This is a genomic window from Dactylosporangium darangshiense (genome assembly GCF_039537565.1).
Taxonomy (GTDB): domain Bacteria; phylum Actinomycetota; class Actinomycetes; order Mycobacteriales; family Micromonosporaceae; genus Dactylosporangium; species Dactylosporangium darangshiense.
The window spans coordinates 51,927-66,293 of record NZ_BAABAT010000015.1; the positions used below are offsets into that span (position 1 = coordinate 51,927).

At 72.8% G+C, this 14,367-nt stretch carries 16 protein-coding genes; 7 read left to right on the top strand and 9 right to left on the bottom strand.

Annotated features, from left to right (window positions below; all coding sequences use genetic code 11):
- Positions 1-4: 4 nt before the first annotated feature.
- A complete protein-coding gene (locus tag ABD901_RS26390; protein WP_345130175.1) occupies positions 5-496 on the bottom strand; it encodes a DinB family protein in 492 nt (163 codons plus the stop codon).
- 4 nt (positions 497-500) lie between these two features.
- Positions 501-1,067, bottom strand: a complete 567-nt coding sequence (locus ABD901_RS26395; RefSeq protein ID WP_345130177.1) for a class I SAM-dependent methyltransferase — start codon at positions 1,065-1,067, stop codon at positions 501-503.
- A 107-nt stretch (positions 1,068-1,174) separates the two neighbouring features.
- Here ABD901_RS26395 and ABD901_RS26400 point away from each other — a divergent pair, with 107 nt between their 5' ends.
- From ABD901_RS26400 to ABD901_RS26415, 4 genes are all read left to right on the top strand, one after another.
- Complete coding sequence (locus ABD901_RS26400) at positions 1,175-1,804, top strand: TetR/AcrR family transcriptional regulator (protein WP_345130179.1); 630 nt, start codon at positions 1,175-1,177, stop codon at positions 1,802-1,804.
- Positions 1,805-1,808: 4 nt separating this feature from the next.
- Entirely contained in the window at positions 1,809-3,176 is a 1,368-nt protein-coding gene (locus ABD901_RS26405) for a ferredoxin reductase family protein (protein ID WP_345130181.1), read from the top strand.
- A 16-nt stretch (positions 3,177-3,192) separates the two neighbouring features.
- The gene (locus ABD901_RS26410; RefSeq protein WP_345130183.1) at positions 3,193-3,633 is read left to right on the top strand and encodes an FMN-binding protein; all 441 of its coding nucleotides are present in this window, start codon (positions 3,193-3,195) and stop codon (positions 3,631-3,633) included.
- A gap of 98 nt (positions 3,634-3,731) precedes the next feature.
- Entirely contained in the window at positions 3,732-4,619 is an 888-nt protein-coding gene (locus tag ABD901_RS26415; protein ID WP_345130185.1) for a type 1 glutamine amidotransferase, read from the top strand.
- 13 nt (positions 4,620-4,632) lie between these two features.
- On the opposite strand, the gene ABD901_RS26420 is transcribed toward ABD901_RS26415, so the two are convergent.
- From ABD901_RS26420 to ABD901_RS26445, 6 genes are all read right to left on the bottom strand, one after another.
- Complete coding sequence (locus ABD901_RS26420; RefSeq protein WP_345130187.1) at positions 4,633-5,385, bottom strand: SDR family NAD(P)-dependent oxidoreductase; 753 nt, start codon at positions 5,383-5,385, stop codon at positions 4,633-4,635.
- Between the two features lie 97 nt (positions 5,386-5,482).
- The gene (locus ABD901_RS26425) at positions 5,483-6,799 is read right to left on the bottom strand and encodes a condensation domain-containing protein (protein WP_345130189.1); all 1,317 of its coding nucleotides are present in this window, start codon (positions 6,797-6,799) and stop codon (positions 5,483-5,485) included.
- Between the two features lie 94 nt (positions 6,800-6,893).
- Complete coding sequence (locus tag ABD901_RS26430) at positions 6,894-8,135, bottom strand: ROK family protein (RefSeq protein WP_345130191.1); 1,242 nt, start codon at positions 8,133-8,135, stop codon at positions 6,894-6,896.
- 225 nt (positions 8,136-8,360) lie between these two features.
- Positions 8,361-9,029 (bottom strand): hypothetical protein, encoded by a 669-nt coding sequence (locus ABD901_RS26435; protein WP_345130193.1) that lies wholly within the window; start codon positions 9,027-9,029, stop codon positions 8,361-8,363.
- A gap of 579 nt (positions 9,030-9,608) precedes the next feature.
- A complete protein-coding gene (locus ABD901_RS26440; protein ID WP_345130196.1) occupies positions 9,609-9,830 on the bottom strand; it encodes a DUF397 domain-containing protein in 222 nt (73 codons plus the stop codon).
- 38 nt (positions 9,831-9,868) lie between these two features.
- Positions 9,869-10,753 carry a helix-turn-helix domain-containing protein gene (locus ABD901_RS26445; protein WP_345130198.1) on the bottom strand — a complete coding sequence of 295 codons (885 nt, stop codon included), beginning with the start codon at positions 10,751-10,753 and terminating at the stop codon, positions 9,869-9,871.
- A gap of 170 nt (positions 10,754-10,923) precedes the next feature.
- On the opposite strand from ABD901_RS26445, the gene ABD901_RS26450 reads away from it, so the two are divergent.
- From ABD901_RS26450 to ABD901_RS26460, 3 genes are read left to right on the top strand one after another with little or no spacing between them, the layout of a single operon-like run.
- Positions 10,924-11,562: a GOLPH3/VPS74 family protein gene (locus ABD901_RS26450; protein WP_345130200.1), complete on the top strand. Its 639-nt coding sequence runs from the start codon at positions 10,924-10,926 to the stop codon at positions 11,560-11,562.
- A gap of 26 nt (positions 11,563-11,588) precedes the next feature.
- Positions 11,589-13,115, top strand: coding sequence for an APC family permease (locus ABD901_RS26455; RefSeq protein WP_345130202.1), 1,527 nt, complete (start codon positions 11,589-11,591; stop codon positions 13,113-13,115).
- Positions 13,116-13,143: 28 nt separating this feature from the next.
- Positions 13,144-13,758: a GNAT family N-acetyltransferase gene (locus ABD901_RS26460; RefSeq protein ID WP_345130205.1), complete on the top strand. Its 615-nt coding sequence runs from the start codon at positions 13,144-13,146 to the stop codon at positions 13,756-13,758.
- A gap of 27 nt (positions 13,759-13,785) precedes the next feature.
- Here ABD901_RS26460 and ABD901_RS26465 read toward each other — a convergent pair whose 3' ends face one another.
- Positions 13,786-14,334 carry a hypothetical protein gene (locus ABD901_RS26465; protein WP_345130207.1) on the bottom strand — a complete coding sequence of 183 codons (549 nt, stop codon included), beginning with the start codon at positions 14,332-14,334 and terminating at the stop codon, positions 13,786-13,788.
- Between the last annotated feature and the right edge of the window lie 33 nt (positions 14,335-14,367).

Here is a 14,367-nt window from a genome sequence, read left to right on the forward strand (position 1 = left end):
CTGGTTAGCCGCCGCGGCGGATGTCCATCAGGTGGTGCTCGCCCTCGTGGACGGTGTGCCGGCCGAGCCACAGCAGGGTGCGCTCGACCGGATCCGGCCACGGGTAGAGCCCGACCCGGTCGAGCTCGGCCGGGCCGAGGGCGCCGAACGCCGCCGCGAGCGCGGACGCGTTCGCACCGAGCGCGGCGACGACGTCCGCTGGGTCCTGCGCGTTGTACGCCCGCGTCACGACGAGGTCGTCGCGGCCCATCGGCACGAACTCGGGCGCCTCGGTGCGCAGCGCGAGCTCCAGGCGCTCGCGCTGCACGGCGAGGACGTCGCGGACGTGGCAGGCGTACTCCAGCGCCGACCACACCTCGGGCGCGGGCCGGCGCCGCAGGTCGGTCACGGCGCCCAGGGCCTGCGCGTAGCGCCCGGTGAAGCCCTCGAGCCGGGCGGGCACCTCGGCGGCGGCGACGCCGTCGTAGGCGAAGCCGCATTCGTCGCAGCGATCCACGCGATCACGGTACCGCCCCGAAGACCAGCCGGCCGACGAGGCGGACCGGCAGGCGGCCGGTGCGCACCGGCTCGCGGCGCGACGGGATGCCGGGCACCTCGCCGCGGCGCAGCGCCATCCGGGCGTCGTAGATCCACATCCGCCCGCCCGGACGCAGGACCCGGCGCAGCTCGCGCACGCCCGCGGCCGGCTCCGACCAGTGATGCAGGCTCATCGACGACACGATGAGGTCGAACTCGCCGTCCATGAACGGCAGCGCCGCCACGTCGGCGACGGTGAACGTCACCCGGTCGCCCACCCGGGCCGCCTCCGCGGCGTGCCGGGCCTCCTCGATCATCTCGGCCGACAGGTCCACGCCGTGGATCCGCACGCCCGGCACGGCCTTGGCCAGGGCCAGGGGCACCGTGCCCGGGCCGGTGCCGGCGTCGAGGATCCGGGCGCCCGCCGGCAGCCCGGCGTTCGCGACGTCGGCGGCGATCCGGCGGTACATCGGGGAGAAGAACGGCCGGACCAGCCCGTGGTAGATCCGGGCGTGCCCGGCCAGGCCGAACATGCGCTCGTGCAGCTTCATCAGGATCTCCTCTCGCCTGTTTCCGAACACCATGTTCGGTTACGCTGCGGAGGGCGGCGTCCGGTACCGAACGGATGCCGCAAACCGTCCGGAAACGGAGGGGTCACGTGGACCGCAGGGTGCGCCGCACGCGCCGGATCCTGGGCGAGGCGCTGGTCGAGCTGGTCATCGAGCAGGGGTACGAGGCCACGACCGTCCAGGACGTCCTCGACCGCGCCGACGTGGGCCGCTCCACCTTCTACGCGCACTTCCGCGACAAGGACGCGCTGCTCATGGCCGGCTTCGACGACCTCGCCGAGCGGCTGCGGGCCGACCTCGACGCGCTGGCACCCGGCGTGGCGCCCGAGCCGGGGCAGCCCGTCGTCGGGCTCTTCGCGCACGCGTACCGCAACCGCACCCTCTACGCCGCCCTGTTCGGCCGCCGGGGTGGCCCAGCCTTCCGCCGGCGCTTGCACGAGCTGCTCGCCGGGCTGCTGCGCCCGCACCTCGCGCCGCACCTGGCCGCCGCCGGGTCGGACCTGCCGGTCGACGGGGTTGTCGAGTTCGCAACGAGCGCCGCGATCGGGCTGCTCGTGTGGTGGATCGACGACGGGTTCCGGCACCCGCCGCGGCGGATGGCGCTGATGTACCAGCGGCTGGCCGCGCCCGGCATCTCCGCCGCGCTCGGCGGTCCGGCGGTTCCCAGCGAAATCTCAGGGACCGCACAGCACGCTGGCATTCGTGCCCCCGATCGTTGAGCGCATGACTACAGCAGCGGTGCTCGCACGGCGCCACGACACGCCGTGGTGGTGGGCGGACGCCGTCGGGATCGCGGCCGGGGTGAGCCTGCTCGTCGTCATCGCGCTGTGGATCAACGGCGGCGGCGCGGGCGAGGTCGCCGGCGGCGGCTGGGCGGCCGTCACCGCGATCGGGCGGCTGCCGGGGCTGCTCGCCGCCGACCTCATGCTCCTGCAGGTGCTGCTGCTGGCCCGGATCCCCGCCGTGGAGCGCGCCTTCGGCCAGGACCGCCTGGCCCGCTGGCACCGCTGGACCGGGTTCACCTCGTTCCACCTCATGGCCGCGCACGTCGTGCTCATCGTCCTGGGCTACGCCGGGCAGGCGCACGCCAACGCGTTCGCCGAGCTGTGGGACCTCGTCACGCAGTACCCGGGCATGCTGCTCGCCGCCGCCGGCACCGCCGCGCTCGTCATGGTCACCGTGACGTCCGTGCGGGCCGCGCGGCGCCGGCTGCGGTACGAGTCGTGGCACCTGCTGCACCTGTACGCGTACCTCGGCGTCGGGCTGGCCCTGCCGCACCAGCTGTGGACGGGCGCGGACTTCATCGGCTCGCCGGCCGCGCGCGCCTACTGGTGGACGCTCTACGCCGCCGCGGCCGGCGCGGTGCTGGTCTTCCGCGTCGGGATGCCGCTGTGGCGCAGCCGCTTGCACGCGCTGCGGGTCGGCGAGGTGCGCGCCGAGGGGCCGGGGCTGGTCTCGGTGTACCTGCGCGGGCGGCGCCTCGACCGGCTGCCGGTGCGGGCCGGGCAGTTCTTCCTGTGGCGCTTCCTCGACGGGCCCGGCTGGTCGCGCGCGCACCCGTACTCGCTGTCCGGCCCGCCGCGCGACGACCTGCTGCGCATCACCGTCAAGGACCTCGGCGACGGCAGCGCGCGGGTGGCGGGGCTGCGCCCGGGCACCCGGGTGCTCATCGAGGGCCCGTACGGCCGGCTCACCGGCGAGACGTACCGCGGCGGCCCGGTCACGATGCTGGCCTGCGGCGTCGGCGTCACGCCCCTGCTCGCGCTGCTGTGGGACCTGCCCTACGCGCCCGGCGAGGCGACGCTGGTCTACCGCGCCCGCACCGAGGCCGACCTCGCCTTCCGCGACGAGCTGGCCTGGCTGGCCCGCCACCGCGGGGTGCGCGTGGTGACCCTGCTCGGCCGCCGCGCCGGGGACTCGTGGCTGCCCCGCGACCTGGCCGGAGTCACCCTGGCGGCGGTCGTGCCGGGCGTGGCCGGGCATCACGTCTACGCCTGCGGTCCCGAGGGGTGGACGGATGCGGTACTGCGGGAGGCCCGCGCCGCCGGCGTCGCCCCCGGTCGCCTGCACACCGAACGCTTCGCCTGGTGACCCGGAGGACTCCCTGATGCGACGGATCGTGCTCTGGCTGGCCTCGACGACGGCGGCGCTGGTGCTGCTGTTCGGGTACCGCACCAGCACCATGGGCCCGGGCGGCGGCGCGTCGACGACGACCGCGGCAACGGCGCCGCCGGCCGCCGGGTCGGGCTCCGGCTCCGGTTCCGGTTCCGGCAAGACCTACGACGGCTCGGTCGCGCAGACCCGCTGGGGACCGGTGCAGGTGCGGATCACCGTCGACGGCGGGAAGATCACCGATGTGACCGCGGTCACCTACCCGAAGAGCAACCGGCGCGACCAGGAGATCAACGCCTACGCGCTGCCGCAGCTGCGCACCGAGGTGCTGCAGGCACAGAGCGCGGACATCGACAGCGTCTCCGGCGCGACCGTGACCAGCGACGGCTACCGCCAGTCCCTGCAGGCCGCCCTGGATGCGGCAAATATACGCTGATCCGTTATCGGGCATTTGTGGGATCAGGCGACCCGGACCGGGAGAAGGGCGCACAATCGGCCGGTCCGTGTCCGCCCGTCCCAGGAGCGTTGCGCAGCATGACCGCCCGTCCACCGTTGGCAGCGACCATCGACCATCGGGACGCCGAGCCGGGCGGGCTGCGGCGTCCCCTGCACGTGCGCCAGCGCTGCCGGCTGCTGTTCCTCAACATGCAGGAGCAGGACCCGATCCGGGACATGGGGCTGACGCCGTACCGGGACTGGATCGCCGAGGTCACCCGCCTCGACCCGGACCAGATCCAGGTCGTGCACGTCGCCGACGGCGAGCCGCTGCCGGCCACGATCGAGGCGCACGGGATCATCGGCGGCGGGTCCGGCCACTCCTCCTACGAGGAGCTGCCGTGGATCCGGCGGGTGAAGGAGTACCTCAGCGAGGCGCAGCGCCTCGGCGTGCCCGAGCTGCACATCTGCTGGTCGCACCAGGCGAAGGCGGAGACCGCCAGCGCGGTGTGCAAGGTCGGGCACCGGGGGCGGCGCTTCGGCATCGAGCAGCTGACGCTCACCCCGGCCGGGCGGCGCGACCCGCTCTTCCACGGCCTGCCCGACAGCTTCGACGTCTTCACCTCGCACGTCGACGCGGTGTACGACGTGCCGGCGTCCTCGCCGCTGGGGCCGGTGACGGAGCTGGCCTACGGCGAGGTGTACCGCAACGAGTCCCTCGCCATCGGCCCGACCGCCCGCACGCTGCAGGTCCACCCGGAGCTGACCTCGGGCATCGCCGCCGCCCTGGCCCGGGTCCGCCGCCCGCAGCTCGTCGCCGAGGGGCACCTCGGCCCGTCCGAGGCCGACTACGCGGCGTTCCTCGAGGAGCTGGACTGGGCCGACCTCGAGATCCGGGCAAGGATGCGGATGCTGCTGGACAACTGGCTGCGCTACTACGTCGCCTCCGCGATGAGCCCGGCGGTCGCGGCCTCGGCCCATCGCTGAGGGGCCGCCGCGGTCAGCTCGTGAACATGCCGGTGACGTTGAACCAGGTGCCGGTGATGCCGCGGGCGGCCGGCGAGGCCAGGAACGCGATCGTCTCGGCGATCTCGGCCAGGCTCGGGGAGCGGCGCAGCATCCGGGCCGCGTCGAGGCCGGCGTGGATGCCGGCGAGCGTGCCCTCGTCGATGGCCGCGTTGACCGCCTGCAGCTTCGGCAGCGTCAGGGTCTCCAGGATGCCGGCCACCCAGATGCCCATGACCCGCACGCCGCGCGGCCCGATCTCCATGGCGAGGTTGCGCACGAGCGTGTCGATGGCCGCGTCCGCCGGGCCGGTGCTGCCCATCATCGGGCTGCCGTGCGCCGAGCCGCTGTCCAGCGCGAGGATGACCCCCTCGCCCTGGGTGACCATGCGCTGCGCGGCGGCCCGGGCGGTGATGAAGTTGGTGGTGATCCCGTTGGTGACCGCGCGGGACAGCTCGGCGACGCTCATGTCGATCAGCGGGATGCCCTGCACGTCGCCGCGCGGCACCAGGTTGAGCGACACATCGATGCGCCCGACGCTCTCGGCGTGCTCCTCGACCGCCGCCTCGTCGTAGGCGTCGACGACCGCGGCCTCGGCCTTGCCGCCCTGCTCGCGGATGCGCGCGGCCAGCGCCTCGAGCGTCGCCGCGGTGCGGCCGGTCAGGTGCACGGTCGCGCCCCGCCGGGCGAACTCCTCCGCAACCGCCGTGCCGATGTCGCCCGCCGCGCCGTAGATGATGACGTTCACTGCTGTGGCTCCTCGTGTCGTTCCCGGCCGTGTGCCGTGGACGCGAGGTGTAACGCCGCCCTCCCGCGGGACTCATCGGTCCCGGTTGCAGAATTTTCTATTCGAGTTGGAGGGCCTGGGTGACGACGAGGTCCTCGATGCCGAGCAGGAAGCGCTCCATGTCGGGGCGGGGCAGGACGGCGGCGTCGGCGGTCATCGCGAGCTCGAGGCTGCCGGGGGCGTCCTGCGCGTCGAGGGCGAACGTGGTGTTGCGCCGCGGCGCGTGCTCCAGCGGCCAGGTCAGCGTGGTGCGGGACCGGGCGTGGTCCAGCGGCTCCGGCTCCGGGCCGGCGTAGCCGAGGATCGGCATCAGCCCGCGGGTGTCGTTGACGAAGCACGAGTGGTCGCAGGCGGCCTGCAGGGCGGCGATGTCGCGGTCCAGGGCGAGCTTGTCGTAGTACGCGTGGCGCTGGGCGGACAGGGCGGCGCCGAAGCTGCGCCGGACCAGCCCGGCGAAGTCGCCGCCGGTGCCGGGCAGGTGCAGCAGGCCCTCCTGGGCGATGGTGTTGACCGCGCCCGCCATGCCGGGCCGGAAGCGGTTGTTCACCACGATCTGGAAGACGGCGTCGGGCGCGCCGCCGAGCCGGGCCGCGGCGGCCGCCGCCGCGGCGAGCAGCACCGCGTGCTGGTTGACCGCGAGGCCCGCGGCGACCCGGTCGAGCGCCAGGGCGAGGGCGGGCGAGTTGAGCACGGCGTTGGGGAAGGCGTCGGCGGCCGGCCGGCCGGCCCGGTCCGGGAACTGGCTGGCGGGGCCGCGCTCGAGCTTCTCGCGCCAGGACCGGCGGGCGGCGGCGTCGGCGCGGCGGCCCCGCTCCGAGACCTGGTACGCCGCCTCCTCGAGCGGCTGCTGCCGCTGCTCGTCGCCCGGCTCCCGGCCCGCGCACAGCGCGGCGCAGTCAGCGAGCAGGTTGCGCAGCCCCCAGCCGTCGGAGGCGGTGTGCGACACCGACAGGATCACGTAGGCCGCGCGGCCGCCGGCGAGCACCGCACCGACCCGCAGCGGCAGCTGCCGTTCGGCGTCGAACGGGATCGCCGCCAGCTCGTGGTAGAAGGCGTACGCGGTCTCGACGACGTCGCCGGGCTCGGACGCCCGGGTGTGCACGTCGATCGCGCCGGCCGTGTGCGCGACCTGCTCGAGCCGGTCGCCGTCGAAGCGCAGCGTGGTGTGCAGCGAGTCGTGGTGGCGCAGCAGCGCCCGGATCGCGTCGCCGAGGCGGTCCATCGGCAGCGGCGGGTCCAGCGGCAGGCCGCCGGCGACGTTGTACCGCGCAGCATCGTCCCCGAGCCGGCGCACCACGTCCCAGATCGCGCTCTGTCCCCAGGTGGCCGGGCCGGTGCCGGAGCGGGCGCCGGCGAAGGCGATCTGCGACTCCACGCGAGGAAGTCTCACGGATCGATGGACGGTTGTCGACGCCAGGCCCGGGCCTATATACCGGGCGCCGCTGCATTGTCCTGGCCGTGCGCCGCGATCATGGGAGGCGGCCGGCGACGGCGGCGAGGGGGTCGGCGTAGCAGGCGTCGAGCACGGGGGCCGCCGCGCCGCGGACCAGCGACACCGGCCCGGCGAGGGCGGCCGGCAGCACCGGGGTCCCGTCGTGCGGCAGCGCGGTGCGCTCGCGCGCGGCGGCGACGAGGCCGTCGAAGTGCTCCGGCGCGAGCAGCACGCTGCCGCCGACGACGACCACGTCCGGGTCGAAAAGGTCGAGCAGGACGCCGATCGCGGCGCCGATGCCGCGGGCCCGCTCGGCCAGTAGCCGGTCGGCCGCGCCGGCGTGCGGCGTGTCGCCGCGGGCCACGGCGACGAGGTCCTCGATGTGCGCGCCGCCGGGCACGAGGTGGTGTTCCTGAGCGGCGGCGATGACCGCGGCGTCGCCGGCCACCGACCTCAGGCGATCGGGCCGGGCTGTCCCGATGAGGTGGTCGATGGTGCCGGCGGCGGACCGGCGTCCGCGGGCGATCCGGCCGTGCAGCACGTGTGCACAGCCGATGGCGTCGCCGACGAGGACGTACAGGACGTCGTCGACGCCCTGCGCCGCGCCGCCGCGGGCCTCGGCGAGGGCGAGGGAGCGCACGGTCGAGTCGACGGCCGGTTCCGGCAGTCCGTCGACCCGCAGCCCGTCGCGCAGGGCCACGTCGCGCCAGCCCAGGCCGGGGAACTCGCGGACCACGCCGGTCTCGGGCACCACCCAGCCGCCGACGCAGGCGCCGTAGCCGAGAATCCGGCCGGGGCCGGCGCCGTCGTGGGCCAGCACCTCGTCGACGAGGCGGCGGGCGCGGGCGGCCACCGGACCGGGGCGGGTCGCGGCGCCGTGCGCGCGGGCGCGCAGCGCGACGACCTCGCCGGCGAGGTCGACCAGGCCGGCGGTGATGCGCCGCGGGCCGATGTGCACGCCGACGAAGCGGTGCCGGGTGCGGTCCAGCTCGACCGGCACGCGCGGGCGGCCGGGCTCGCGGGCGGCGGGCGCGGGCTCGTGTACCTCGGCGATGAACCCGGCCCGGAGCAGCTCGGCGGTGATCTTCGTGACCGCCGTGGGGCTCAGGCCGACGGCGAGCGCGATCTCGGAACGCGCCAGGGGCCCGCGGGTGCGGACGGCGCGCAGGACGGCGCCGGCGTTGCGCCGGCGCAGCCCCTCGAGCTGCAGGCCGTCGCCGTCGTTCACGCCGCCGCGCATCCTTTCGGCGTACCGCAACGTGCCGGTCGGTGCTTCCACTGCACGGACACGCTTTCCCGCACGATCGGGGGCGAATCCGCTCCGGCGGAGGATGCCGTCTTATGCGGATAAAGGCGATAAGTCCGGCCTCCGGAGGAGGCCGGACTTATCGGACACGCGGGGGATCGGGCGCTGTGCGTGGTCAGCGCAGGGGCATCGGGGCTCGTGACGGGGCGGCGCCCGGGGTCGTCGGCTCGGACATGCAGGGGTTCGGGCGCTGTGTGGTCAGCGCAGGGGCATCGGGGTTCGCGACGGGGCGGCGCCCGGGGGCGTCAGCGAGCGGCGGCCGGAGGTCCGCGGTGGTGGGGCGGAGGCGAGGAGGAGTTCGGCGATCCGGTGGCTGCGCCAGCTGCCCACCGCGGTCGCGCCCGCCGCGGCGGCCTCGTCCGCCTCCGCGCGCAGGCGGAGCGCCTCGGGGGTGCGGGAGCGGGCCTCCAGCAGCGCCGCCCGGTGGTACAGGATGACCGCCAGCTGCGCCTTCACGCTCGCGAAGTCCTGCCGGCGGGCGGCGTGCACGTACTCGTCGGTCACGGACAGGGCGGCGTCGCTACGGCCGGCGGCCGCCAGCGCGATGGACGCGGCCAGCAGGGGCCAGGGGCGCAGGGCGTACGGGTTGATGCGGAGATCGGACCGCAGCTCGGCGGGGGAGAAGGCGCCCCGGGCCACCCGCAGCGCGGCCCAGTCGCGCAGCGCCGTCGCGGCCTCGGTCAGCAGGCGCTCGCAGGCCTCGGGGGGTGCGGCGGGGGAGAAGTCGTCCACGAAGCGGGCCAGCGCCTCGGCCAGCCGCGGCCCATACGCCCAGGGGTTCTCGGCGGCCAGGATCCGGTACGCCTGGACGCGCTCGTAAGGGCGAGGGTAGTGCTGCAGCAGGACCACGCGGGCCCACGTCACCATGCCGGGATCGACCAACGGATACCTCCGACTCGTCGTGAGCCGCGAGCTTATGCCGAAGAAACCGCAGGTCAACAGGCCTTTTCGACCGATCGATCAGAGCCGCTCGGTGCGGTATGCTGATCTCACCTCCAACCACCGCACGCCCTCGCGATGCGCACGTCATGCACAGGCGCGCCCAGCAGGGCCGACGATGCGAAGGCCGATGCCGCTCATGGAAGGGGCCGCCGAAGCCACGGCGATGGGCGCGTCGAGCCGATCGCGCGGGCGCGCTCGTAGTGCACCTGCCATCGGATGGCTGCGGCGCCGCAGGTCTTGAGGGGGTGCGGGTGGAGCGGAGCTCCCCCGCCGCGAGCGCAGCGAGCCAATGACACAGCACCGAAATTGCAGATGCTGCGAAACGGCGTGCTGTGCTTGCGTCAAGATACGCAATAACATCGATGCGTCCTATTGCGAAGGACCGATGCTGGACGCATCGGCCCTCCGCTACGCGCGATCAAGCGTCATCGGTTTGAGCACGTGGCACGATGAGGTGCCGTTGCGGGTTGCAATGACGGTGTCGGCAGCACCGCCGTTGCTTCGTCACATCGTTTCGTGGGCGGGCTCGAAGCGGCCCCGCTTCGCGCCGTCCACAAACGATTCCCAATCCATGGGCGTAAATTGCAGAATTGGCCCGTGAGGATCCTTGCTGTCGCGCACGCCGATTCCTGTGTCGACGGTCGCGACCTCTACGCAATTCGCGCCGCCATTGCCGTTGCTCCGGCTGCTCTTACGCCAGGCTGCATGTTGAAAATTCGTGGTCATGCATAGCACACCTCCCTTCCTGGCGGACTCCCCAGCGGTCAGAGGGCGTCGAGCAGGCTCTGGATCATGCCGGTCGACTCCTCCGGCGTGAGTGCTCTCGTGCTGAGGCGTTCGAACTCGAGCCGGTAACGCTTGACCTCTGCAGGCTGCTCCTCGTAGTAGTCCCCGGCAAGCCCTTCGAGATACACGACATCCAGGTGGGCGACGTCCGGGAACTCCAGCAGTGCGACGGAACCGCCGAGGAACGCATGCTCGCCCGCGTCGAACGGCAGCACCTGCAGCGTGACGTTGGGCAGCTGGGCGACCTCGATGAGCCGGCGCCACTGGCCGGCCATGACCTGCGGGCCGCCGACGTGGCGGCGGACGACCGACTCGTCGACGATAGCCCACAGCTCGAGCGGCGACGGGCCCGACAGGCGTTTCTGCCTGGTCTTTCGCAGCTCGACGCGGCGGTCGTTGGCCGCCTGCGGGTCGTGGCTGCGGCCGCTGCCGATGAGCGCGCGCATGTAGTCCTCGCTCTGCAGCAGGCCGGGTAGCACGATGGGCTCCCAGACCTTGGCCGAGGACGCGTCGGCCTCCATGCCGACGAAGTTCCCCGGGCGCATGACGTCCTTGTAGTCGGTCCACCAGCCGCGCTGGCGGGCCAGCCGGGCCAGGGTCATCAGGGCGTCGCGGTAGTCGCTGTCGCCTACGCGGTACAGCGTGAGCAGGTCGTTGACGTCCCGCGGGGTCACCGGGACCCGCGCGTTCTCGATGCGGGTGACCTTTGCCGAGTGCCATTCGAAGTGCCGGGAGACCTGCTCCTGGGTGTAGCCCGCGTCCTCGCGGCACTTCTTCAGCTCGGCGGCCAGCCGACGGCGGCGCAATGTTGGCCCCTCGTCGACAGCCACCGTTACCTCCTCGGGCGTTCTGGTGGTGTCCATCTGCACGTCGATGACCCTAGTCGCTATCCAACTTCGACGTTGTCCGATACTCCGAGTCTAGTACTCGTTGCACTACGCGCAGTGCTTGGTACATGATGCTTGGGACGTCGAGGATGAACCCCCATTCATTCATGATCTCCTTTTGCCCAGTGCCGAGGAGCGTGATTGCGGTGCTTGCCAACAGCTACTACCTCATTGCGCACGACGACCGGACGGGCCGTTCCCGGCTGCACCCGAGAGCGACCGGCCTCGGTCTCGCGGCGGGCCTGCTGGGCGAGCTCATGCTCTTCGGCCGGCTGCGTGCGATGACCGGCGATCTCTACGTTGTCAGCCACGAACCGCCCGGCGACTCCCTCGCCCATACCCTGCTCGACCTGCTCGTCGCACAGCCCCAGCACAAGGAGATCCGCACCTGGCTCGCCTATCTGTCGCAGGACGCGGCGGACCAGGTCGGCGAGCGGCTGCTGCGGGCCGGCGTGGTGGAGCCGGTGACGCGGCGCAAGCTGCTCAGCGCGCAGACCCTCTACATGCCCGTCAGCCCCGACCAGCGCAACGCCGCCGCCTGGGAGTCGATCCGGCTCGCCGAGGCGCTCGGACGGCGCCGGTCGATGAACCTCTCCGACCGCGTGCTCGTGGCACTGGTCGTGGCCACCGGCCTGACCCGCTACGTCTTCTTCAGCCCGCAGCAGCAGCGCGACTGCATGCAGAACATGCCCGGGATCATGAGCTCCCTCCCCGACGACCTCGTCCAGCTCGTGCAGTACACCGAGGCCGCCGTGGGCTCCGCCCTGGCCGCCGGCCGCCGCTGAGCCCCGCCTCAAGGAGAGACGAGAACATGGCGCGTACCACCCTGACCGGGCCCGACATCGTCACGCGGGGGCTGGCCAGCAACCGCCTCGGCGTGCCGTCCGTGGTGTTCTTCGGCGTCGCCGGGGCCGCACCGCTGACGGTGATCCTGGGCGCGATATCGACGATCTACGCCGTCGTCGGCAACACCGCTGTTCCCCTGGTGTACTTCGTGGCCGCCCTCATCCTGTCCCTGTTCACCGTCGGCTTCGTGGCCATGAGCCGGCACATCGTCAACTCCGGCGCGTTCTACAGCTACATCAGCCACGGGCTGGGCCGCATGATCGGCGTGGCGGCGGCGTTCATCGCGCTGCCCGCCTACGCCGCGATGCAGATCGGCCTGCTCGGGCTGTTCGGGGTCGTGGCGAAGGGCATCCTCGCGGCCAGCGGGGTGAAGGTCAGCTGGTTCGTGTGCGCGCTCGTCGGCTGGTTCCTCGTGGCGATCCTCGGCGTGCTGTGGGTGGACCTCAGCGGCAAGGTGCTCGCGGTCCTGCTCACCGTCGAGATCGCGATCGTGCTCGTCTACGACTTCGTCATGCTCGCCCACCCGCACGGCGGCCGGGTCGACTTCGGCCCGCTCAACCCGCAGCAGCTGGCCACGCCTGAGGTGGTGGCGATGCTGGTGCTGGCGATCGCGGGGTTCGTCGGCTTCGAGGCCACCGTCGTGCTCTCCGAGGAGGCGAAGGACCCGAAGAAGACCATCGGCCGCGCCACGCACTGGGCCGTGTTCCTGCCCGGCCTGCTGTGCGGGGTCTCGGCGTGGGCGATGTCGGTCAACGCCGGCGACATCGTCGGGCGGGCCAAGGCCGACCAGACCGACCTGGTGTTCAACCTCGTGGCGGCGTACGTGCCCGAGGCGCTGGTCAACATCGGGTACATCCTCTTCCTGACCAGCGTGTTCGCCGCGATGCTGGCGTTTCACACGTCGGTGACCCGCTACCAGTTCGCGCTCGGCCGCGAGCGTGTGCTGCCGCGGATCTTCGGCGTCGCGCACCCGCGCACCGGTGCACCGATCGCGGGCTCGCTCACCCAGAGCGTCCTCGCGCTGGGCGTGCTCATCCTGTACTTCGTGACGGGCACCGACCCGCTCGTGCACCTGTTCGCGTGGATGACGGTGGTCGGCGGCCTCGGCGTGCTCATCCTGATGTGGGCCACGTCGGCGGCGGTGGTCGGCTTCTTCCTGCGCAACCGCCGGCGGGAGAACGTCTGGCGCGCCCGCATCGCCCCGATGCTGGCGTTCCTGCTGCTCAGCGTCGTGCTCGCGGCGACCGTCATCGGCCTGGGCCAGCTGCTGCAGGTCAAGGCGGACTCGCCGTTCAACTGGGTCTTCCCGACCGCCTACGCGGTCTGCGCGACCTTCGGCGTCGGCTGGGCCGCGATCATGCGCGGCGCCCGGCCCGACGCCTACGCCGGCATCGGCCGCGGCACGGAGGGGTTCGTGGTGCCGGAGGGCGTCTTCGGCCGTCCCGCGCGCCCGCACCGGGTCACCGCCGACGTCGCGCACCACGCGGCCTAGCCGCATCCGTTCTCGGGAGAGGATGCTCATGACGCACGCCATTCAGGACGTGGTCGTCCGCGACATCGATCCGGTCGGCACCGAGGAGATCACCGAGGTGCTGGTCGCGGCGATGAGCGACGGCGCCGTCGCGCGCTGGCTGATGCCCGACGCGGCGCTGCGCCGCGAGTCGAGCCCGGCGTACTTCGAGATCTTCGCCGAGCACGCGGTGCGCTGCGGCGAGGTGTACGCCAGCGTCGACCCGATCGACGGCAAGCTCTCCGGGGTGGCGCTGTGGTTCCCGCTCACCCGGGCGCTGCCGCCGCCGGTGGACTACGACGCCCGGCTCAAGGAGGTCACCGGCCCGGCCTTCGACCGCATCTGCGTGCTCGACGCGGCTCTGGAGGCCGAGCACCCGCTCGTGCCGCACCACTACCTGGCGTTCGTCGCGGTGCGGCCCGACCGGCAGAACCTCGGCATCGGCAGCTCGCTGCTGGCCCGGCACCACGCAAGGCTGGACCGTGCGGCCCTCCCGGCGTACCTGGAGGCCAACGACCCGCGCAACCGCGAGCTGTACCTGCGCCACGGGTACACGAGCCGGGCGCCGGTGCTGCTGCCCGACGGCCCGCCGGTGTGGCCGATGTGGCGGGATCCGCTGCTGTAGGAGGGAAACGCTGCTACAGGAGGGGAACTAGGCAGCGGTTGGGAACTCGTAGAGCCAGTACTGCTGCTCGTCGATGCGCTGGGCCTTCACGTCGCCGGAGAGGCGGTGCAGCATCAGGCGCACGACGCGGGCCATGTGCCGCACCTCGTCGGTGCGGTTGCAGAAGTCCAGCGCGATCAGGCCGTTCTGCGCCGCCGCGGTGAGGTACATCTGCGTCACGAGCTCGCCGAACGCCGTGGCGGCCCGGGAGTCCGCCTGGGTCGCCACGAAGCCGCAGTACCAGATCCGGCCCTCGGCGTAGTGCGCGGGCCAGCGCCGCTCGAAGTACGCCGGTGAGATGAGCGGCACCGCGTCGAGCTCGTTGGTGTAGATCGAGAGCCCCCGGACCGTGTCGTCGGTGTCGAGGCAGAGGTACTTCGCGATCCGCGCGTCGCCCATGACGTCGTCGAACTCGTGGCGGTACATGAGATGGCGCTGGACGGCCAGCGCGTTGAGATCGGCGAATGCCTCCGAGTAGAGCGTCCACGCCGCTTCGCGTAGTTCGCCCTGCACTTGATCGACAATCTTGACGTTCATGTCCAGCACTCCGATCGCCGTCGGCCAGGCACG